We start from the raw sequence: 21,179 nt of genomic DNA on the forward strand, positions 1-21,179 counted from the left end.
CCATTCATCAGACCGGCCGCGGCAAGCGCCCGGCCGACGACCGTTTTCAGGATTATCGCGCGATGCCGGAAGTTCTTGTCCTCTACTATAGCCATCGTGGATCGGTGCGCGCGCTCGCGCAGCAAATCGCGCGGGGCATCGAATCAGTGGACGGCGTCGCCGCTCGTCTGCGAACTGTCCCCAAGGTGGCGGCCGTTTGCACGGCCAGCGCCCCGGAAATACCGACTGTCGGGGCGCCCTATGTCGAAGCCGCCGACCTTGCGCAATGCATTGGACTGGCGCTCGGCAGCCCGACGCGATTCGGCAACATGGCGGCACCAATGAAATATTTCTGGGACGGCACCGCGGCCGAATGGTCGGCCGGAACGCTGACCGGAAAACCGGCCTGCGTGTTCACCTCGACGGCCAGCGCGCACGGCGGCCAGGAAAGCACCCTGTTGTCGATGATGCTGCCCCTGCTGCATCATGGCATGCTGCTGCTCGGCCTGCCCTATGGCGAAGCGGCGCTCGCCAACACGCGCAGTGGCGGCACACCCTATGGCGCCAGCCATGTTGCCGGCAGCGAGGGTAACCCGACACTCAGTGACGAGGAACGGCAACTCGCCTTCGTGCAGGGACGCCGCCTGGCGAGCATCGCCATGCGGCTCAACGGCTGATGATCCGCGCCCTCTATCTGGCCGCGTGCAGCAGTCTGATTGCGCTGATCTTCCTGTGCCTGGCCTGGGAACTGCGGCTGGCGCCGGTCCAGCCTGGCGGCTCGTGGCTGGCTCTCAAGTGCCTGCCACTGTTGGCGCCACTGTTCGGCATCCTCAATGGTCGCCGCTATACCTACCAGTGGGCGAGCATGCTGATTTTGCTGTATTTCACCGAAGGGATCGTGCGCGCCACCAGCGACCAGGGGATCGGACAGCTGCTGGCCGTCGCCGAAACGCTCCTGGCGCTGATCTTCTTCGCGGCGACCGTTGCCTACGCCAGACTTACCCGCCCGTCGGCGCAGGCCGACAGGCCAGCGCGCGCGTCGGACAGCGCCGGCCGGAAGTAGGCGGTTGCCGGCAATCGCCTGCGCTCAAACGTCGGCCTGCGGGTCGACCCGATCGGGAACCTGTAGCTTGTTCAAGGCATTGAGGTAGGCTTTCGCCGAGGCAATGACGATATCGGTGTCGGCACCATTGCCATTGACGATACGACCGCCTTTGCCCAAACGAACGGTCACTTCGCCCTGCGCGTCGGTGCCGGTGGTGATCGCATTGACCGAATAGAGAAGCAACTGCGCGCCGCTGGCCGCGATCGACTCGATCGCCTTGAAGGTCGCATCGACCGGGCCGCTGCCGACCCCCGAGGCCTTCTGCTCGAGGCCATCGACAATCAGCGTCACGGTCGCTGCTGGCGTCTCGCCGGTCTCCGAACACACCCGCGAATACGCCAACTTGTAGTACTCGCCATCCTGCGTGAAGTCATCGCCCGAGACCAGCGCCTGCAAGTCCTCGTCGAAGATCTCGTGTTTCTTGTCGGCCAACTCCTTGAAGCGGGCAAAGGCGGCGTTCAAGGCTTCATCGCCGTCAAGCACGATGGCCAGCGCCGCCAGGCGCGACTTGAATGCATTGCGTCCGGAGTGCTTGCCGAGAACCAGCTTGTTCTGAGCCCAGCCGACGTCCTCGGCGCGCATGATCTCGTAGGTTTCGCGGTGTTTGAGAACGCCGTCCTGGTGAATTCCGGATTCGTGCGCGAAGGCGTTGGCGCCAACCACGGCCTTGTTGGGTTGCACCGGGTAGCCAGTAATCTGCGAGACAAGTTTGGAGGCCGGGACAATCTGCGTCGTATCAATACGCGTCTCGACCGGGAAAAGGTCGTTACGCGTTCGCACCGCCATCACCACCTCTTCGAGCGAAGCGTTGCCGGCCCGCTCACCCAAGCCATTGATCGTGCATTCGACCTGGCGCGCGCCGGCCAGCACCGCCGACAGCGAATTGGCAACGGCCATGCCCAGATCGTTGTGGCAATGCGTGGACCACACCACCTGCGCAGCGCCCGGTACGCGCGCGATCAGCGTGCGCATCAGCTCACCCCACACCGAAGGAATGCTGTAACCCACGGTATCGGGAACATTGATCGTCCGGGCACCCGCTTTGATCACCTCCTCGAAGACCAGGCAAAGGAAATCAACGTCCGAACGCACCGCGTCCTCGGCAGAGAACTCGACATCGTCGGTGTACTCGCGTGCCCAGTGCACCGCTCGCACGGCTGACTCGACTACCTGCGCCGGCGTCATCCGCAGCTTCTTCTCCATATGGATCGGGCTGGTGGCGATGAAGGTGTGAATGCGACCGCGTGCCGCCGGCTTGATTGCTTCGCCGGCGCGACGAATGTCATTCTCGTTGGAACGGGCCAGCGAACAGACGGTGGACTCCCTGATGACCGTCGCGATCGACCTGATGGCTTCGAAATCGCCGGGTGAAGCGGCGGCGAATCCGGCTTCGATCACGTCGACCTGCATGCGCTCGAGCTGACGCGCGACGCGCAGCTTTTCATCCCTGGTCATCGAAGCGCCCGGGCTTTGTTCGCCGTCGCGCAGCGTTGTGTCGAAAATTACCAGATGCTCTTTCATGTCCTGACTCCGGGGGGTGAGACGGGGAATTCAGGGCGCATGTGCCCTGCCCGTCGGACGATTTCGGCAGGCCCGCCGAAATGCGTACTGCACGTACTGCAAGTAGACCAAAACGGCCATGAGTTTCCTGATCGGGGGCTGTCTCGACCGGTCATGACCGTTGGCGCGAGCGACCGCGGCTGCACGATCATCGGCAGGCGCTAGTCCACCGGCGACGAGGGTGGCGGCGGTGGCGGCGTCTTGCGCCTGATGCGCTGGATCAACGCCAGGACGTATCCTGACAGCGCATAGGTGACGAACAGGCCAAACAGCGCAACCGGCGTGTCGTAGGCGAGCACCGCGAACGCCAGGGCAATGGCCACGACAAAGATGAAGGGCACGCTGCGCCGCAGGTTGACGTCCTTGAAGCTGTGGAAGCGGATATTGGTGACCATCGAGATTCCGGCAAAGATCACCAGCGCGCAGGCCAGCCAGCGCACGTGCCCGGCAGCGACGTCCTTGTCGATCATCACCCACAGAAAACTGGCCACCAGTGCTGCCGCAGCGGGGCTCGGCAGGCCCTGGAAGTAGCGCTTGTCGACGACTTCCAGCGTGGTATTGAAACGGGCCAGGCGCAAAGCCGCACCGGCGCAATAAATGAAGGCGGCAATCCAGCCGATTCGGCCCATGTCCTTGAGCGCCCAAGCGTAACTGACCAGAGCCGGCGCGACGCCGAAGGAGACCATGTCCGACAGCGAATCGTACTCGGCGCCAAAAGCGCTCTGGGTGCGAGTCATACGCGCCACTCGCCCATCGAGGCCATCGAGCACCATGGCCACGAATATCGCCTCGGCCGCCTGTTCGAAGCTGCCAGTCATCGCCTTGACGATGGCAAAGAAGCCGCAGAAGAGCGCCGCCGTGGTAAACAGGTTGGGCAGCAGGTAGATCCCGCGACGCCGCAAGTCGGGGTTGAAGAGGGTCTTGCGAGGCTTGATGTCGGGCATTGCGCTGTTGACCGGAAACGGGCTTGTGCGGCGAGGAGGCTAGCGCCCCCTGCCGCGACGAACGACCGCGTCGTTCAGTTCTTGGTCTGGTCGACCAAGCGGTTCTTCTTGATCCAGGGCATCATGTCGCGCAGCTTGGCACCGACGATCTCGACCTCGTGCTCGGCCATCAGGCGGCGACGCGCGGTCATCTCGGGATAGTTGGTTCGCCCTTCGAGAATGAACATCTTTGCGTACTCGCCGTTCTGAATGCGCTTGAGAGCCGCACGCATGGCACTGCGCGACTGCTCGTTGATCACTTCGGGTCCGGTCACGTACTCGCCGTACTCGGCGTTGTTGGAAATCGAGTAGTTCATGTTGGCGATGCCGCCCTCGTACATCAGGTCGACGATCAACTTGAGCTCGTGCAGACACTCGAAATACGCCATCTCGGGCGCATAACCACCTTCCACCAGCGTCTCGAAGCCCATCTTGACCAGTTCGACGGCACCACCGCAGAGCACCGCCTGCTCGCCAAACAGATCGGTTTCGGTTTCCTCGCGGAAATTGGTCTCGATCACGCCGCCCTTGGTGCCGCCATTGGCCGCGGCGTACGAAAGGGCGATATCGCGGGCCTTGCCCGAGCGGTCCTGATGAACGGCGATCAGCGACGGAACGCCACCGCCCTTGAGGTACTCCGAACGAACCGTATGCCCGGGGCCTTTCGGCGCGACCATGATCACATCGACGTCGTCGCGTGCCACGACCTGGTTGTAATGAACATTGAAGCCGTGCGCAAACGCCAGCGCAGCACCCTTCTTCATGTTCGGCGCGACGTCCTCTTTGTACACCTGCGGGATGTTCTCGTCGGGCAGCAGCATCATCACCACGTCGGCGCCCTTGACGGCACTGGCGACTTCGTCGACCTTGAGACCGGCGCTCGCCGCCTTGTTCCACGAAGCGCCGTCCCGGCGCAGACCGACGGTCACCTTGACCCCCGAATCACTAAGGTTCTGCGCGTGTGCGTGGCCTTGCGAGCCGTAACCAACGATGGTGACTTTCTTGCCCTTGATCAGGGAAAGATCGGCATCCTTGTCATAGTAAACTTTCATGGTTCTTCCTCTCTTGCTGGTCGATCTGACTAGACTTTCAGAATGCGCTCGCCGCGGCCAATACCGCTGACGCCGGTTCGAACGGTTTCCAGAATTAGCCCGGCGTCGATCGTTTTGATAAACGAGTCGAGCTTCGCACCGCTGGCGGTGAGCTCGATCACGTAGGTCGATTCGGTGACGTCGATGATATGGCCGCGGAATATATCGGCCAGACGTTTCAGTTCCTCGCGGTCCTTGCCGGTGGCCCGCACCTTGAGCAGCATCAGTTCACGCTCGATGTGCGCTGCCTCGGAGAGGTCGACGACCTTGATGACGTCGATCAGCTTGTTCAGCTGCTTGGTGATCTGCTCAATGACAGCGTCGGTACCCGAGGTGACGATCGTCAAGCGTGACAGCGAGACGTCCTCGGTCGGAGCGACGGTCAGCGTCTCGATGTTGTAGCCACGTGCCGAGAACAGACCGGCCACCCGCGACAGGGCTCCCGCTTCGTTCTCCAGCAGGACTGAGATAATGTGTCGCATCTTGTCTTTCCCTTACAGATCTTCGGCCAGGATCATGTCCGCCAGGCCTTTGCCGGCCGCCACCATCGGAAAGACATTTGCTTTCTGATCGGTGATGAAGTCAATGAATACCAGATCATCCTTGTGCTCGACGAATGCCTTGTGCAGCGCGGCCTCAACGTCTTCCGGCCGTTCGACGCGGATGCCGACGTGGCCGTAAGCCTCGGCCAGCTTGACGAAGTCGGGTAGCGAATCCATGTACGACTCCGCGTAGCGACTGCCATAGAACATCTCCTGCCACTGCCGGACCATTCCCAGATAGCGGTTATTGAGGTTGATGATCTTGATTGGCAGACGAAACTGCTTGGCCGTTGACAGCTCCTGGATGCACATCTGGATCGAACCCTCGCCGGTGACACAGGCGATTTGCATCGTCGGATTGGCCAGCGCCGCACCCATCGCGTAAGGCAGGCCGACGCCCATGGTGCCCAGACCGCCGGAGTTGAGCCAGCGACGCGGCTGCTCGAACTTGTAGTATTGCGCAGCCCACATCTGATGCTGACCGACGTCGGAAGTCACGATGGCCTGCCCAGCGGTGACCTCGTAGAGCTTCTCGATGACGTACTGCGGCATGATGATGTTCTTTTTCATGCGGTATTTCATGCACTGCTTGGCGCGCCATTCTTCGATCTGCTTCCACCAGTCGGCAAGCACCTCGGCGTCTGGCTTGGCGTCGCTGGCATCAAGCAGCTTGAGCATTTCCTCGAGGACGTCCGGGACATTGCCGACGATCGGCACATCGACCTTGACCCGCTTGGAGATCGACGACGGGTCGATATCGATGTGGATGATCTTGCGCGGAATGCTCGTGAAGTTCGTCGGATTGCCAATCACCCGGTCGTCGAAACGCGCGCCGATGGCCAGCAACACGTCACAGTGCTGCATCGCCAGGTTGGCCTCGACGGTGCCATGCATACCCGGCATGCCGAGGAATTGGCGATCGGTCGCCGGATACGAGCCGAGGCCCATCAAGGTATTGGTAATCGGAAAACCGAGGCGGCGAGCGAGCCTCGTCAACTGCTCGGAGCCGTTGGAGAGGATGACGCCGCCGCCGGTGTAGAGCATCGGTCGCTTGGCCTCGAGCAGCAGATGCACGGCCTTCTTGATTTGTCCGAGATGCCCCTTGACAACCGGGTTGTACGAACGCATCTGGATCGTTTCGGGGTACTCGAACTTGCACTTGGCGGCCGTAATATCCTTTGGAATATCGACCACCACCGGGCCCGGGCGACCGCTGTTGGCGATGTAGAAGGCCTTCTTCAAGGTCACTGCCAGATCGCGCACGTCGCTGACCAGGAAATTGTGTTTGACGCACGGCCGCGTGATGCCCACGGTATCGCATTCTTGGAACGCATCCTGGCCGATATATTCGGTCGGCACCTGCCCCGAAATGATCACCAGCGGGATCGAGTCCATGTAGGCCGTGGCTATACCGGTCACCGCATTGGTCGCTCCCGGTCCCGAGGTGACCAGCGCGACGCCGACCCTGTTGGTCGAACGCGCCAGGCCGTCGGCGGCGTGAACGGCGGCCTGCTCATGACGGACCAGGACATGCTTGATCTGATCCTGCTTGAACAAGGCATCATAAAGGTGGAGGACCGCGCCGCCCGGATAGCCGAATATATATTCGACCTTTTCTTCCTGCAGGCACCTGATTACAATCTCCGCACCGGTCATCATTGTCATTACCGTCGCCCCAGCAAGCAAATTGCTCGAAAAAAGTCTGCAACGTTAAAGCTTCGACTTGGATTGGTCAAGGCGTTCACAAAAAATGCCGCCTGGGACAGCTGCATCCCACCCGACAACAGCAAGGATTTCCGCTCTGGCCAGCCAACGCGAACTGTCAGACTTTCTCACTGCAGTCGAACGCCGCGCTTTCAAGCAAGCGATGTTCGCGGTGCGCAACGAAGAGTCCGCACTGGACATCGTCCAGGACGCGATGATGAAGCTCGCCGAAAAATATGGTGACCGCCCGACAGCCGAACTGCCGCTGCTTTTCCAGCGCATTCTGCAGAACACGATTCGCGACTACTATCGGCGTAGCAAGGTGCGCTCGATGTGGACCACCCTGCTCTCCGCGCTGTCGCCAAGCGACGACGACGATCACGATCCGCTGGAGACGATCAGTGATGAGTCGGGCCTGAGCGTACCGGCGACCCCGCACGGACAGTTCGAACAGGCACAAGTCATGGGAATGATCGAGAAAGAGATAGAATTGCTGCCGGGACGTCAACGCGAGGCGTTCCTCTTGCGTTACTGGGAGGATATGGACGTTGCCGAAACGGCTTCGGTCATGGGCTGTTCGGAGGGCAGCGTCAAGACACATTGTTCTCGTGCCAATCACGCGCTGGCGGCGGCACTGAAAGCGAAGGGAGTAACCCTATGAATGAACTGCACTTCGCCTACAAGGCGAGACAACACTTGAACCGCGGGCTGCGCGAGCTGCCAGCGTCGACCCAGTCGCGCCTGCAGGTCGCCAGGCAGCGTGCGCTGGCGCGGCAAAAACTTGCGGTACACCAATCGGTGCTGGCTACGGCCGGGAGCGTCTTCAACGGCGATTGGGGAAACCTGCGCCCCAAGCAGGTTCTCGTCGCTCTGGCCGTCGTCGTCGGTGTCGCGACCTACACCTACTGGCAGGCAGACCAGAGTATCGCCGAACTGGAGGCCATCGATAGCGCCCTGCTCGCCGGCGACCTGCCGATCGCCGCACTCACCGACCGGGGCTTCGATGCATGGCTGAAAAGCTCCGCGTCGCAATAATTCTCTGTAGCTTTGTTGCCGTTACGGGCTGGGCCGACACGCTCAGCCCGTCGGCAATTGCCACGCCAGCGCAGCCGCAATGGAGCGAACTGACGGTCGAGCAGAAGATCATCCTGGCGCCGCTCGGTTACGACTGGGATGCGATGGACTATCCCCGCCAGAAGAAGTGGCTGGGGATCACACGCCGCTTCTTCAACATGACGCCGGAAGAACAACGCCGCATTCAGGGTCAAATGCAGGATTGGGGAAAGCTGACGCCCGAGCAGCGGCGCGTCGCGCGCGAAAATTTCCTGAACACCAGCAAGTTGCCGGTCGAGAAGAAGCAGGAACTCAGGCAGAAATGGGAGCAATACTCCAGCCTGCCCGAAGAAGAAAAGGAAAGGCTGCAGCAGGAAGCGGCCAGAAAGCCGGCGCCCAAACCGGGGCAGGCCAGCGGCTCGGCGGCCGGACTGCCGCCAGCAGGCTCCGCCACTCGCTTGCCACTGGCGGGCCGGCCGCCGTCAACCTTACCGGCCAGCGTCCCCGAAAGCAGGGACTGACCTGTGATGCACGAATCGGCAGCCGTCAGACGGCCAGGCATCGTACGCCGTCTGGCGAGCATGCTCTACGAGTCCTTGCTGTTACTTGCCGTCATCGCCGCGCTGGTCGTCCTGCCGCATTTCCTGCTGGGCGCCCTCGCCCATCAGGTTGCCACCCGCGTCGTCGTCCAGGCCCACTTCTTTATCGTTCTGCTGGTCTATTTTCTCTGGTTCTGGAGCAATGGCCGCCAAACGCTGGCCATGAAAACCTGGCGCATCCGCCTGGTGACGCGTGCAGGACACCCCGTTCGCCCGCCGCAGGCACTGCTGCGCTATCTCCTGTGCTGGCCAAGCATCATCCTGGGCGGCGTGGGCATCTTGTGGGCACTGCTGGACCGTGACCAACTGTTTCTGCACGACCGACTTGCCGGCACTCAACTGGTGATGAACTGAGCGCTGCTTCAGCGTCGCTCGACCCACCAGGTCATCGCCATCGCCGCCAGCAGGAACAAGGCCGACGGGGTCACCGCGCTGAGCACCGGTGACCAGCTGTTGATCGCACCGAGATTCGCGAACAAGCCGTTGAGCATGTGGAACAGGATGCCGGTCATCACCCCGACGAAGATCTTGATGCCCACGCCATCCCGGTAATGCGATCCGCCGAACGGCAAGGCCAGCGCAACCATCACGAAAGCCGCCAACGGGTAGACGACTTTTTTCCAGAACGCAATATCGTAACGATTGGTCGCCTGACGGTTTTCCGACAGATGCCGGGTATAGGTGCGCAGGTGCTGCAGCGACATTCGATCGGGAGAAACCATCAGCACCGCGAGAATGTCCGGGTTCAGCGCCGAGCGCCACAGAAATTCCGGCATCTGCCGCACTTCCGAGCGGTCGGCGTGCATCATGGTCTGCACGACGCCGCTCAGCCGCCAACTGTCGGGATGCACGTATTCACCCGCGTCGGCCTCGGTAACCGTCTGCAGCCGTGCATCGTCGTCGAATTCGTAAATCCGGATTCCCCGCAAGCGCGTATCGGGCAGGACCACGCGGACATTGATGAAGCTGCGTTCGTCCTTGACCCACAGGCCCGAACGCAGGTCTTGGCCGACCATTCGCCCGCGTTCCCGCAAGCGCAGTTCGTTGGCCGCACGTTCAGCCGGCGGCGCAACGTACTCGCCGATCAGGAACGTGGCCACAGCGAAGACGCCCGCCACCTGGAACAGGCCCAGCAACAAGCCCGCCGCCGACAGTCCGGAGGCGCGCAAGACGGTGATCTCCGAGTGCCGAGCGAGAGCCGACAAGGCGTACAGCGTACCGATCAGCACGGCAATCGGCATCAGTTCATAGACTCGCCCCGGGACGCGCAGCAGCACGAAGCCGAAAGCATGATGGAGCCGGTACCCGCCCTTGCCGACGTCGTTGATCTCGCCAAGCATATCGAAGAAAGCGAACAGGGCCAGAAACGCCAGCAAGACCAGCAGCACGGCGCCAACCACCTCGCGCGCAACATAGCGCCGATAAATTTTCATCGCGACAGACGCAGAAAAGACGACACCGCGATCCGGTGATAGAACATCAACGGCAGCAGACAGAGAATCAGCAGGTGCGGCGCCAGCAGGCCGACGACGAACGAGACCTTGCCGCCGGCAACCCAGGTCTCGCTGATGGTCAGCAGATTGTTGTAGAACACGTAAACCAGAATGGCCAGCAACATGTTCGCCGAGCGTCCGGCACGCGGATTGACAAAAGACATCGGGATCGCCAGCAAGACCAGGACGACTGCCGAGAGCGGCATGCCGAGCCGCCACAACAGCTCGGCCCGATAGGCCGGCAAGTCCACTTGCAGCAGTTCCAGGACGGGCATGTTCTTGGGTGTCCGCTCTATGCCGCGCGCCTCTTTCGTCTCCAGGCGAACGGCATAGCGCGCGTACTCCAGAATTCGGAAAGCGGCGGTACCCGACTCGAGCTCGTAACGGCGACCGTCCTGCAGGACGATGAAACGATCGCCGTTCGCCGCGATCTCCTGATGACCCTTGCCGGCCATTGTTACCCCCAGCCGCTCGGTCTGGTTTTCGCTGACGAAGACGTTGCGCACGTGACTGGTATCATCGGCGATCCCTTCGACGAAAATAACGCGGTCGCCGGACGATGATTCCTGGAACGTACCGGGCGAAACCTGCCCGGCATCCTTGCGATTGCTCAGCTTGCCGCGGAATTCGGCACTCTCCGACAAGGCCCAGGGCGACAGAAAAATGGACAGCGCGGCGACCGTCGCCACCAGCGGCCAGGCGAAAGTGAGGACCGGTCGCATCCACGCCGTCAGCGACAGACCCGATGAGAACCAGACCACCATCTCGGAATCGCGATAGCTGCGCGACAGAGACAGCAGGATGGCCACGAACAAGGACAGCGACAACAGCGGCGGCAGATAATTGAGCGCCGCGAAGCCGAGCAGCGCCGCCACCGCGCCCGGGTCGACGCTGCCTCGCGCGGCGTCACTGAGCAGGCGGATCAGCTGCGTGGTGACCATGATCGCAAAAAGCGCGATGAATACGCCGGCGGTCGAGTGGGCGAACTCGCGCCGGGCGGCGCGCTGAAAGATCATTCTTTGACTTTGGTGAAAAACTGCAGTGATAATCGACGTCTTCGAAGAAACACGCCAGTCCCGAGGAGGGTGAGTGGAATTTAGCATAAAAAGCGGCAGCCCGGAAAAGCAGCGCAGCGCCTGTGTGGTAGTCGGCGTTTTCGAACCGCGCAAGCTGACACTGGCCGCCGAGCTGATCGACAACGCGGCGCGCAGCCACCTTTCCGACATCATTCGCCGCGGCGACATGGAGGGCAAGGCAGGCTCCACGCTGCTCGTCCATAACGTCCCGGGAACGCTCTGCGACCGCGTCCTGCTGATCGGGCTCGGCCGGGAAAAGGAGTTTGGTGACCGCGCCTATTGCGACGCCATTCGCAGTGCAGTCAGGACGCTGAACGAAACGGGCTCGTTCGACGGCACGGTCTTCCTGACCGAAATCCCCGTCAGGAAGCGCAGCGCGGCCTGGCGAGTGCGTCAGGCCGCGATCGTTGCCGAGCAGGCGGTCTATCGTTTCGATCAGTTCAAGAGCAAGAAGGACAAAGTCCGTCGGCCGCTGCGCAAGCTCACCTTTGTCGTCGATCGACGCAACGGACTGGCCGCCGCCGAAGAGGCACTGAGCCAGGGGCAGGCGATCGCCGAAGGCATCGCGCTGGCGATGAATCTCGCCAACCTGCCCGGCAATGTGTGCACCCCGAGCCATCTGGCCGAGGCCGCGCTCAAGATCGCCGCCGACCACAAGATCGACTGCGAGATCCTCGAACGCGAAGATATGGCAGCGCTGGGAATGGATTCGCTGCTGTCCGTCGCCAGAGGTTCGCGCGAGGCACCGAAGCTCATTGTCTTGCAGTACAAGGGCGGCAAGAGCGATGAGAAGCCGGTGGTCCTCGTCGGCAAAGGCGTCACCTTCGACAGCGGCGGGATTTCGCTGAAGCCAGCGCCCGAAATGGACGAAATGAAGTACGACATGTGCGGTGCCGCCAGCGTCCTCGGCACGATCAAGGCCGCCGCCCTGATCAAGCTGCCGATCAACCTGACGGTGCTGGTACCAAGCACCGAAAACATGCCTGGCGGCGCCGCTAGCCGGCCAGGCGACATCGTCACCTCGATGTCGGGCCAGACCATCGAGATCCTCAACACCGACGCCGAAGGTCGGCTGATTCTCTGCGACGCGCTGACCTACGCCGCGCGCTTCGACCCGGATACCGTAATCGACGTCGCGACCCTGACCGGCGCCTGCGTCATCGCCCTCGGCCATGTCGCCAGCGGCCTGTTCGCCAACAACGATACCCTGGCCAGGGAGCTCGAGAACGCGGGCGACGAAGCCTACGACCGAGCCTGGCAAATGCCCCTGTGGAGCGACTACCAGGAACTGCTCAAGAGCCCCTTCGCCGACATGGCAAACATCGGTGGACGCTCGGGTGGCAGCATCACCGCGGCGTGCTTTCTCGCCCGCTTTACCAAGAAATACGTCTGGGCTCACCTCGACATCGCCGGCACCGCCTGGAAATCAGGAGCCGACAAGGGCGCGACCGGGCGACCGGTGCCGCTGCTCATGCACTACCTGCTGAAGCGCGCCGGAAAACTCGGATGACGCAGATTTTTTTCTACCACAACGCTCGTGACCGCGTCGGCGCGGCCGCGGCCTTGATTGGCAAGGCCTTCGCCCAGAAGAAGGCCTTGCTGGTCTACGCGCCGGATGCCGATCTCGCGGCCGCTCTCGACCGTCAGCTATGGACACAGCCGCCCACCGGCTTCATCCCGCACGTCGATGTCGACTCGCCGCTGGCCGGTGAAACGCCGGTGTTGTTTGCCAGCACGCTCGACTCGGTACCCCACGACGAACGACTGTTCAACCTGTCCAGCCAAGTACCGCCGGGGTTTGCGCGCTTTAGCAGCCTGATCGAAGTCGTCGGGCAGAGTGATGAAGAGCGCGCCGACGGCCGCCTACGCGCCAGATTCTACAAAGATCGCGGCTACGATGTCCGTTACGTCGATTGCGCGGGGAGAAACTGATGGCCGACGACAAGGATCTACTCAGCCGTGCCGACTCGCTAATCCGACCAGACGCCGCTGCGGCAATCGCCGAGCGCCGGGAAAACCCGCGCCAGATGCGCCGACGGCGCAGCTTCCTGGCGTCGGCCACACCGTCAGACGCGGCGCGTTTTGCGCGGCGCAGCGGCGAGGACGACGACCTGCCGGTGCTCACGGAAGTCGTGCTTGCCGAGCCAGCGGAGCCCGAAGAGACCGTCGAGAGTATCGCCGCCAGCCTGCGTCCCGGCCTTGCCGCCGATCTTGCTGCGCTGCTCGACCGCCATCTGGCCGCCGAGTTGCCGGCGCTCCTCGAGACCGCCTCGCGCAACGCCTCGGAGCACCTGCGGCAAGCGCTGCAGACGACCATCGCCAGCGCCTTGCGCGACTTCGTCGGCGAGCGTGGGCAGCTGGAACTACCTCTGGAAAGCGCTGACGCGAGCGAGGCCGTGGCCGCCGACCAGGACCCGGATTAGGGCCAGGGCCGGTCGACGGACGGCGGCGTCGCGACGCGGCGCAGCAAGCCGATCCGGTATAATGCGCGCTCCTGCAATCCACCAGTGCTCGCCCATGGAACTCGCCAAGAGCTTTGAACCAGCAGACATCGAACGCCGCTGGTACCCCGAATGGGAAGCGCGAGGCTACTTCGGCGCCGGTCTCGACACCACAAAACCTGAAGCCTTCTGCATCCTCCTGCCGCCGCCGAACGTTACCGGCACGCTGCACATGGGGCACGGCTTCAATCAGGCGATCATGGACGCGCTGGCGCGCTACCATCGGATGCGTGGCGACAACACGCTGTGGCAACCCGGCACCGATCACGCCGGCATCGCCACCCAGATCGTCGTCGAGCGGCAGCTAGACGCGCAGGGAATCTCGCGACACGAGCTCGGCCGCGAGAAGTTTCTTGAAAAAGTCTGGCAGTGGAAAGAGTTTTCGGGCAACACGATCACCAAACAGATGCGCCGCCTGGGCACCTCGCCCGACTGGAGCCGTGAGCGCTTCACAATGGACGCCGGCCTGTCGACGACGGTCACCGAGACCTTCGTCCGCCTCTACAAAGAAGGACTGATCTACCGCGGCAAGCGCCTGGTCAACTGGGACCCGGTGCTACAGACCGCAGTCTCCGACCTGGAAGTGGCGCAGCAAGAGGAGCAAGGCAAACTGTGGCATATCCGCTATCCGCTGGCTGACGGTAGCGCCACGCTGACGGTCGCCACGACGCGACCGGAGACCATGCTGGGCGACACCGCGCTGATGGTTCACCCGGACGACCCCCGTTACCGCCACCTGCTCGGAAAAACGGTCACCTTGCCGCTTTGCGACCGCGAGATCCCGATCATCGCCGATGCCTACGTTGACCCGGCGTTTGCCACCGGCTGTGTCAAGGTGACGCCGGCGCACGACTTCAATGACTACGCGGTCGGCCAGCGTCACCAGCTGCCGATAATCCCCATTCTGACGCTCGACGCCCGGATCAACGACAACGCCCCTCCTTGCTACCGTGGCCTCGACCGCTTCGCGGCCCGCGAGCAGATCGTTGCCGACCTTGAACAGCAAGGTTTTCTCGACAAGGTCGAGCCGCATACACTGAAAGTGCCACGCGGTGATCGAACCGGGGTGGTCATCGAACCGATGCTGACCGACCAGTGGTTCGTGGCGATGAGCAAAGCCGGCGCCGATGGCCGCAGCATCGCCGGCAAGGCCCTCGACTGCGTCGCGGCGGGGGAAATCAAGTTCTTCCCCGAGAACTGGGTCAACACCTATAACCAGTGGCTGAACAATATTCAGGACTGGTGTATCTCGCGGCAACTGTGGTGGGGACATCAGATTCCCGCCTGGTACGGCGAGGATGGGCAGATTTTCGTCGCCCATGACGAATCCGAAGCGCGCGCCGACGCCCTTGAACGCGGCTACCACGGCCCGCTGACGCGCGACCCGGACGTCCTCGACACCTGGTACTCGTCAGCACTGTGGCCGTTCTCGACGCTCGACTGGACGCCGCAATGGCCAGCCGAAAGCAATCCGGCGCTCGACCTCTATCTGCCATCGACGGTGCTGGTCACCGGTTTCGACATCATCTTCTTCTGGGTCGCGCGAATGGTGATGATGACCAAGCACATCACCGGCAAGATTCCGTTCAAGCACGTCTACGTGCACGGCCTGATCCGCGACGCCGAAGGCCAGAAAATGAGCAAGTCGAAGGGCAACGTCCTCGACCCGATCGACCTCATCGACGGCATCGACCTCGAGGCGCTGATCGCCAAGCGCACCACCGGTCTGATGAACCCCAAGCAGGCCGCGCAGATCGAAAAGCGCACGCGCACCGAATTCCCACAGGGAATCCAGGCTTTCGGTACCGACGCGCTGCGCTTCACCTTCCTGTCGCTGGCCAGCCCCGGCCGCGACATCAAGTTCGACCTCAGCCGTTGCGAGGGCTACCGCAACTTCTGCAACAAGCTGTGGAACGCGACGCGCTTTGTGCTGATGCATACCGCCGACCAGGACCTCGGCCTGGCCGCCTGCACGCCGGAAACTTGCTCCAATGCGCTGAGTTTTTCTTTCGCCGACCGCTGGATCGTCAGCAAGCTGCAACGCAGTGAAGCCGAGCTCGCGCAACACTTTGCCGACTACCGCTTCGACCTGCTGGCGCGCGCGCTGTACGGCTTTGTCTGGGACGAGTTCTGCGACTGGTACGTCGAGTTGGCGAAGGTGCAACTGCAGAACGGCAGCGAAGCAGAAGTCCGGGCGACGCGACGGACGCTGGCGCGCGTCCTGGAGACCGTTCTGCGGCTCGCACACCCACTGCTACCGTTCATTACCGAAGAGCTGTGGCAAGCGCTGGCGCCGATCGCCGGCCGCAAGACGCACGACTCGATCATGCTCGCCGACTATCCGCAAGCACAGCTGGAAAGATCGACCCGGACAGCGAGGCCCGGGTCCAGCAATTGAAGGATCTGGCCTACGCGTGCCGCAACCTGCGCGGCGAAATGAACCTCTCACCGGCGCAGCGGGTACCGCTGCTGGCCAGCGGCAACAGCGAGTTGCTGGCCGAATTCGCGCCCTACCTGAAGCCGCTGTGCAAACTCTCGGCGGTAGAGATCGTCGGCGATCTGCCCGCCGACGCCGACTCGCCGGTGGCCATCGTCGGTGCGACGAAGCTGCTGCTGCAGATCGAGATCGACGTCGCCGTCGAAAGCGAGCGCCTGGACAAGGAAATCGCCCGCCTGACCGGCGAGATCGGCAAAGCCCGCGCCAAGCTCGCCAACCAGAGCTTCGTCGCGCGCGCGCCGGCAGCGGTCGTCGAGCAGGAGAGAACGCGCCTCGGCGACTTCGTCGCCACCCTCGAAAAACTCGAACCGCAACGCCAACGCCTGCAGAACCGCCAAGCCTGACCGCGGCGGTAGCGAGTCAGTTCAGATTTCCTGATCTCGGAGGAAACCGGGTTGGCACTTCAGACAAGAGTGAAGGTCATTCTTGCCCCGGTTTCCGGATGCGGAAAATCTTGCAGGGTGAGTTCCTCGAGGAGCGCGGCGATAGCGCGATCATGAGCTGGGCTGGCCATCCGGTGAATTTTGATGGTCAGGGTGTTGGCTAGCGCGTTCGGTTCGATGTCAGCGGAAGAAACGAACAATTCGCGAATGAGCGCACGTGCGTCGTCCTCCTTCTTCAAGTGGCGGCGCAATAGCGCCACCATGGCGGTCTCGGCCCGGTAGGCGACCATTTTCACGGTATCGCAGAGCATCTTGTTCAGCGGCGGCAGTTGGGTCGGTCGCTCGGCCTCGGGCAGACTGTCGATCGTCACCTTTCGGGGGCTTGCCTTGCGCGCCGCGCAAAGTCGCTTGAGCTCCTCCTGAACGGCCTGCAGTGCTTCGACAGACTCGGCGTTTTTCTGGATTTCGCCGCCGTCGTTCAAGGCCGTCCTGGCGATTGCGGCCTGCAGTTTTCTTTCGCTCTGGCGGGTTTGCCTGACGGCCTTGTCGAGTTCCCGCCAGCGGGGGTTAACGACCTGGTGAGTGCCGGGAAGAGATTCGTCTCCGTACTCGATAAGCCCATCAATATCATAATGTTCCATCATGTACGCGAAGTAGTTTTCCTGGCACCAACGGGCGAACATCCGCCCAGCGATGGTGGTGTTTCCGAGTTGCCGGGCGGTCGTGATCACGGCTGTTTGATGTCCCGTCTGGGTCAGCCGACGAACTTCGCTCACGGCCAGGCTGCCATCGCCTGTGCCGAGTCGGGTTTCGCGCATGGCGAGTTTCATCCCGGTGCTGCCGCCTGCCGGCAGATGGACTTCCTGTTCCTGAAACACCTCTTCGGACCAGAGGTCCTTGACGTTCTTGCGGTAGGTCAGTGCGCCGATGCGCTGTTTCCAGAGTCTGCCGAGGAGACTCTGGGTGGCCCCTTCCCGATCGAAGACCATGACAAACCGGTGCAGGGTCGGGTCGGCGTCCAGTTCGGCCGGCGTCGGCTGTCCCGGGACAATCTCCAGCAGTTGGGGGACGATGTCCTTGAGCAGGGTCTCGGCGAGTCCGTCATTGAGCGGCTGCGAAACCACAAAGAACGGGCGACCCAGGGCATCGTTAACCCAGTAGTCGGTGGTGCCCCGCAGGCACAGGCGTTCGCGCGAGACGTAGCGCTTCGACAGCCTGGCCTGCTCGCCGTGATACACCCGAACATGACCATCGACATACAGGTAACCCGCTTCTTCTGGCTCGCTTTCCATCCAGAGCTTCGCGAGATCCCGCATCCAGGCTGCCGGGTCACCCGTCTTGGCCAGCAGATGGACCTTTTCCCGCAGGGTGCGGACTTCCGGTACCCGGTCCAGGCCGATGACTTTGCCGAGTTCTCCGGGCGAGGTTTGTCGCAGATGTTCCGGCCGCTTGATTCGCCCCAGGGCCATGAAGCCGAGGACGAGAAGGATGTGCAAGGCGCTGTAGAATCCCCGGGGCAGCTTGAGATGGCGATCCAGGCCGGTCAGTAGCCCGTTCGCGCACAAGGCCGGCAAGCCGGCCAACAGCCCCCCCATCGCCACATCGTGGCTCGCTTCGAAGCGCGTCGTCGCACCGGTCGCCAATCCCAGCGCCGTTTGGATCCGCTCGTCGGCGCGCGTGCAGGCGGTGCCCATCCCCGCGGCGGCTTCCGGCATCCGCCCGGCTGCGCTCACTCTTGGTGCTCGCCGCTTCCAACTCCCCTGCCTCTTGCGGCAAGGCGGCCAACTGCGGCACGCCCTGGCGCCGGATCGCCTTGCGCAGCGTCGACTCCTGGACGCCCACCTGCCGTGCCACTTCGGCAGGACGCTTTCCCTCGCTCAACAGCCGCGCGCATTCGGCACTCTTGTCCGGCGTCATGATCCGCGGCCGGCTCGCCGCCGCCGGTCGAAAGAAAGACGATGGCCCGGCTTTGCGGCTTTGTCCCACCCAGTTCAGATTTCCTGATCTCGGAGGAAACCGGGTTGGCACTTCAGACAAGAGTGAAGGTCATTCTTGCCCCGGTTTCCGGATGCGGAAAATCTTGCAGGGTGAGTTCCTCGAGGAGCGCGGCGATAGCGCGATCATGAGCTGGGCTGGCCATCCGGTGAATTTTGATGGTCAGGGTGTTGGCTAGCGCGTTCGGTTCGATGTCAGCGGAAGAAACGAACAATTCGCGAATGAGCGCACGTGCGTCGTCCTCCTTCTTCAAGTGGCGGCGCAATAGCGCCACCATGGCGGTCTCGGCCCGGTAGGCGACCATTTTCACGGTATCGCAGAGCATCTTGTTCAGCGGCGGCAGTTGGGTCGGTCGCTCGGCCTCGGGCAGACTGTCGATCGTCACCTTTCGGGGGCTTGCCTTGCGCGCCGCGCAAAGTCGCTTGAGCTCCTCCTGAACGGCCTGCAGTGCTTCGACAGACTCGGCGTTTTTCTGGATTTCGCCGCCGTCGTTCAAGGCCGTCCTGGCGATTGCGGCCTGCAGTTTTCTTTCGCTCTGGCGGGTTTGCCTGACGGCCTTGTCGAGTTCCCGCCAGCGGGGGTTAACGACCTGGTGAGTGCCGGGAAGAGATTCGTCTCCGTACTCGATAAGCCCATCAATATCATAATGTTCCATCATGTACGCGAAGTAGTTTTCCTGGCACCAACGGGCGAACATCCGCCCAGCGATGGTGGTGTTTCCGAGTTGCCGGGCGGTCGTGATCACGGCTGTTTGATGTCCCGTCTGGGTCAGCCGACGAACTTCGCTCACGGCCAGGCTGCCATCGCCTGTGCCGAGTCGGGTTTCGCGCATGGCGAGTTTCATCCCGGTGCTGCCGCCTGCCGGCAGATGGACTTCCTGTTCCTGAAACACCTCTTCGGACCAGAGGTCCTTGACGTTCTTGCGGTAGGTCAGTGCGCCGATGCGCTGTTTCCAGAGTCTGCCGAGGAGACTCTGGGTGGCCCCTTCCCGATCGAAGACCATGACAAACCGGTGCAGGGTCGGGTCGGCGTCCAGTTCGGCCGGCGTCGGCTGTCCCGGGACAATCTCCAGCAGTTGGGGGACGATGTCCTTGAGCAGGGTCTCGGCGAGTCCGTCATTGAGCGGCTGCGAAACCACAAAGAACGGGCGACCCAGGGCATCGTTAACCCAGTAGTCGGTGGTGCCCCGCAGGCACAGGCGTTCGCGCGAGACGTAGCGCTTCGACAGCCTGGCCTGCTCGCCGTGATACACCCGAACATGACCATCGACATACAGGTAACCCGCTTCTTCTGGCTCGCTTTCCATCCAGAGCTTCGCGAGATCCCGCATCCAGGCTGCCGGGTCACCCGTCTTGGCCAGCAGATGGACCTTTTCCCGCAGGGTGCGGACTTCCGGTACCCGGTCCAGGCCGATGACTTTGCCGAGTTCTCCGGGCGAGGTTTGTCGCAGATGTTCCGGCCGCTTGATTCGCCCCAGGGCCATGAAGCCGAGGACGAGAAGGATGTGCAAGGCGCTGTAGAATCCCCGGGGCAGCTTGAGATGGCGATCCAGGCCGGTCAGTAGCCCGTTCGCGCACAAGGCCGGCAAGCCGGCCAACAGCCCCCCCATCGCCACATCGTGGCTCGCTTCGAAGCGCGTCGTCGCACCGGTCGCCAATCCCAGCGCCGTTTGGATCCGCTCGTCGGCGCGCGTGCAGGCGGTGCCCATCCCCGCGGCGGCTTCCGCATCCGCCCGGCTGCGCTCACTCTTGGTGCTCGCCGCTTCCAACTCCCCTGCCTCTTGCGGCAAGGCGGCCAACTGCGGCACGCCCTGGCGCCGGATCGCCTTGCGCAGCGTCGACTCCTGGACGCCCACCTGCCGTGCCACTTCGGCAGGACGCTTTCCCTCGCTCAACAGCCGCGCGCATTCGGCACTCTTGTCCGGCGTCATGATCCGCGGCCGGCTCGCCGCCGCCGGTCGAAAGAAAGACGATGGCCCGGCTTTGCGGCTTTGTCCCACCCAGTTCATCAGCGTGCGGTGCGGGATGCACAGCGGTGGCCTTTCCAGTTCGACCGCCTTGACGTGCCCGTTCTCCATCAGGCTGGTCAGAGCGAACCTGCGGCCAGCGTCGTCTCCTACGGGGTGCGAGAAGTAATTGTCTCCCCCAACAAAGTAGATCGCTTGGCCATCCTTCTCCAGAATCGCCAACCCTTCTCCCACTTTCTGCGCACCATCCGGAAACCCTGGAAGCCACGATTGCCTCAACGTCTGCTCCTCCTTGCACTCCTAGCGAAGCTTGGTTTATGCCATAAGAAAATCATGGCCGTCAAAATAAAGTGCCACGTGCAATTCCGGAATTCTACCTACATTCCCGGCCGGGATCAGGAAATCTGCAGTTCATCAGCGTGCGGTGCGGGATGCACAGCGGTGGCCTTTCCAGTTCGACCGCCTTGACGTGCCCGTTCTCCATCAGGCTGGTCAGAGCGAACCTGCGGCCAGCGTCGTCTCCTACGGGGTGCGAGAAGTAATTGTCTCCCCCAACAAAGTAGATCGCTTGGCCATCCTTCTCCAGAATCGCCAACCCTTCTCCCACTTTCTGCGCACCATCCGGAAACCCTGGAAGCCACGATTGCCTCAA

The 21,179-nt window shown here is 62.5% G+C and carries 19 protein-coding genes and 1 pseudogene; 10 read left to right on the forward strand and 10 right to left on the reverse strand.

Going from position 1 to position 21,179, the window contains the following annotated elements; genetic code table 11:
* Nucleotides 1-62: 62 nt before the first annotated feature.
* Together wrbA and QZ656_RS20300 are read left to right on the forward strand one after the other, a co-directional pair.
* The gene (gene wrbA / locus QZ656_RS20295; protein WP_291995089.1) at nucleotides 63-656 is read left to right on the forward strand and encodes an NAD(P)H:quinone oxidoreductase; all 594 of its coding nucleotides are present in this window, start codon (nucleotides 63-65) and stop codon (nucleotides 654-656) included.
* Nucleotides 656-1,042 (forward strand): DUF2069 domain-containing protein, encoded by a 387-nt coding sequence (locus tag QZ656_RS20300; protein ID WP_291995090.1) that lies wholly within the window; start codon nucleotides 656-658, stop codon nucleotides 1,040-1,042. Before wrbA ends, QZ656_RS20300 begins: the two co-directional genes overlap by 1 nt.
* Before the next feature lie 24 nt (nucleotides 1,043-1,066).
* On the opposite strand, the gene QZ656_RS20305 is transcribed toward QZ656_RS20300, so the two are convergent.
* The 5 genes from QZ656_RS20305 to QZ656_RS20325 form a co-directional block, all read right to left on the reverse strand.
* Complete coding sequence (locus tag QZ656_RS20305) at nucleotides 1,067-2,605, reverse strand: 2-isopropylmalate synthase (RefSeq protein ID WP_291995091.1); 1,539 nt, start codon at nucleotides 2,603-2,605, stop codon at nucleotides 1,067-1,069.
* Between the two features lie 200 nt (nucleotides 2,606-2,805).
* A complete protein-coding gene (gene pssA / locus QZ656_RS20310; RefSeq protein WP_291995092.1) occupies nucleotides 2,806-3,588 on the reverse strand; it encodes a CDP-diacylglycerol--serine O-phosphatidyltransferase in 783 nt (260 codons plus the stop codon).
* Between the two features lie 74 nt (nucleotides 3,589-3,662).
* The gene (ilvC, locus tag QZ656_RS20315) at nucleotides 3,663-4,679 is read right to left on the reverse strand and encodes a ketol-acid reductoisomerase (RefSeq protein WP_291995093.1); all 1,017 of its coding nucleotides are present in this window, start codon (nucleotides 4,677-4,679) and stop codon (nucleotides 3,663-3,665) included.
* 29 nt (nucleotides 4,680-4,708) lie between these two features.
* Nucleotides 4,709-5,200 (reverse strand): acetolactate synthase small subunit, encoded by a 492-nt coding sequence (gene ilvN, locus QZ656_RS20320; protein ID WP_291995094.1) that lies wholly within the window; start codon nucleotides 5,198-5,200, stop codon nucleotides 4,709-4,711.
* 12 nt (nucleotides 5,201-5,212) lie between these two features.
* Nucleotides 5,213-6,925: an acetolactate synthase 3 catalytic subunit gene (locus QZ656_RS20325; RefSeq protein ID WP_291995095.1), complete on the reverse strand. Its 1,713-nt coding sequence runs from the start codon at nucleotides 6,923-6,925 to the stop codon at nucleotides 5,213-5,215.
* Between the two features lie 136 nt (nucleotides 6,926-7,061).
* On the opposite strand from QZ656_RS20325, the gene QZ656_RS20330 reads away from it, so the two are divergent.
* Genes QZ656_RS20330 through QZ656_RS20345 form a run of 4 tightly spaced genes read left to right on the forward strand, consistent with a single transcriptional unit; the run spans nucleotide 7,062 to nucleotide 8,970 of the window.
* A complete protein-coding gene (locus QZ656_RS20330) occupies nucleotides 7,062-7,625 on the forward strand; it encodes an RNA polymerase sigma factor (RefSeq protein WP_291995271.1) in 564 nt (187 codons plus the stop codon).
* A complete protein-coding gene (locus QZ656_RS20335; RefSeq protein ID WP_291995096.1) occupies nucleotides 7,622-7,999 on the forward strand; it encodes a DUF3619 family protein in 378 nt (125 codons plus the stop codon). Before QZ656_RS20330 ends, QZ656_RS20335 begins: the two co-directional genes overlap by 4 nt.
* Nucleotides 7,972-8,538 (forward strand): DUF3106 domain-containing protein, encoded by a 567-nt coding sequence (locus tag QZ656_RS20340; protein WP_291995097.1) that lies wholly within the window; start codon nucleotides 7,972-7,974, stop codon nucleotides 8,536-8,538. The genes QZ656_RS20335 and QZ656_RS20340 overlap by 28 nt, the downstream gene beginning before the upstream one ends.
* 6 nt (nucleotides 8,539-8,544) lie before the next feature.
* Complete coding sequence (locus QZ656_RS20345; protein ID WP_291995098.1) at nucleotides 8,545-8,970, forward strand: RDD family protein; 426 nt, start codon at nucleotides 8,545-8,547, stop codon at nucleotides 8,968-8,970.
* Nucleotides 8,971-8,978: 8 nt separating this feature from the next.
* Here the strand turns inward: QZ656_RS20345 and lptG are convergent, their stop codons facing one another.
* Nucleotides 8,979-10,049: an LPS export ABC transporter permease LptG gene (gene lptG / locus QZ656_RS20350; RefSeq protein WP_291995099.1), complete on the reverse strand. Its 1,071-nt coding sequence runs from the start codon at nucleotides 10,047-10,049 to the stop codon at nucleotides 8,979-8,981.
* Entirely contained in the window at nucleotides 10,046-11,125 is a 1,080-nt protein-coding gene (lptF, locus tag QZ656_RS20355) for an LPS export ABC transporter permease LptF (RefSeq protein ID WP_291995100.1), read from the reverse strand. The genes lptG and lptF overlap by 4 nt, the downstream gene beginning before the upstream one ends.
* Before the next feature lie 73 nt (nucleotides 11,126-11,198).
* Between lptF and QZ656_RS20360 the strand changes: the two genes are divergently transcribed.
* From QZ656_RS20360 to QZ656_RS20375, 4 genes and pseudogenes are all read left to right on the forward strand, one after another.
* Nucleotides 11,199-12,695 (forward strand): leucyl aminopeptidase, encoded by a 1,497-nt coding sequence (locus QZ656_RS20360; protein WP_291995101.1) that lies wholly within the window; start codon nucleotides 11,199-11,201, stop codon nucleotides 12,693-12,695.
* A complete protein-coding gene (locus tag QZ656_RS20365) occupies nucleotides 12,692-13,117 on the forward strand; it encodes a DNA polymerase III subunit chi (RefSeq protein WP_291995102.1) in 426 nt (141 codons plus the stop codon). The genes QZ656_RS20360 and QZ656_RS20365 overlap by 4 nt, the downstream gene beginning before the upstream one ends.
* Nucleotides 13,117-13,608 carry a hypothetical protein gene (locus QZ656_RS20370; protein WP_291995103.1) on the forward strand — a complete coding sequence of 164 codons (492 nt, stop codon included), beginning with the start codon at nucleotides 13,117-13,119 and terminating at the stop codon, nucleotides 13,606-13,608. The genes QZ656_RS20365 and QZ656_RS20370 overlap by 1 nt, the downstream gene beginning before the upstream one ends.
* A gap of 94 nt (nucleotides 13,609-13,702) precedes the next feature.
* Nucleotides 13,703-16,527: pseudogene (locus QZ656_RS20375) on the forward strand (valine--tRNA ligase).
* A 59-nt stretch (nucleotides 16,528-16,586) separates the two neighbouring features.
* Here the strand turns inward: QZ656_RS20375 and QZ656_RS20380 are convergent.
* The 3 genes from QZ656_RS20380 to QZ656_RS20390 all read right to left on the reverse strand — a co-directional run bounded on the left by QZ656_RS20380 (nucleotide 16,587) and on the right by QZ656_RS20390 (nucleotide 21,122).
* Entirely contained in the window at nucleotides 16,587-18,281 is a 1,695-nt protein-coding gene (locus tag QZ656_RS20380) for a putative transposase (RefSeq protein WP_291995104.1), read from the reverse strand.
* Between the two features lie 314 nt (nucleotides 18,282-18,595).
* On the reverse strand, nucleotides 18,596-20,749 hold the full coding sequence (locus QZ656_RS20385; protein WP_291991531.1) for a helix-turn-helix domain-containing protein: 2,154 nt from the start codon (nucleotides 20,747-20,749) through the stop codon (nucleotides 18,596-18,598).
* 151 nt (nucleotides 20,750-20,900) lie between these two features.
* Nucleotides 20,901-21,122: a hypothetical protein gene (locus tag QZ656_RS20390; protein ID WP_291995105.1), complete on the reverse strand. Its 222-nt coding sequence runs from the start codon at nucleotides 21,120-21,122 to the stop codon at nucleotides 20,901-20,903.
* Nucleotides 21,123-21,179: the final 57 nt, after the last annotated feature.

The organism is Candidatus Accumulibacter sp. ACC003 (assembly GCF_907163085.1).
Classification (GTDB): Bacteria; Pseudomonadota; Gammaproteobacteria; order Burkholderiales; family Rhodocyclaceae; genus Accumulibacter.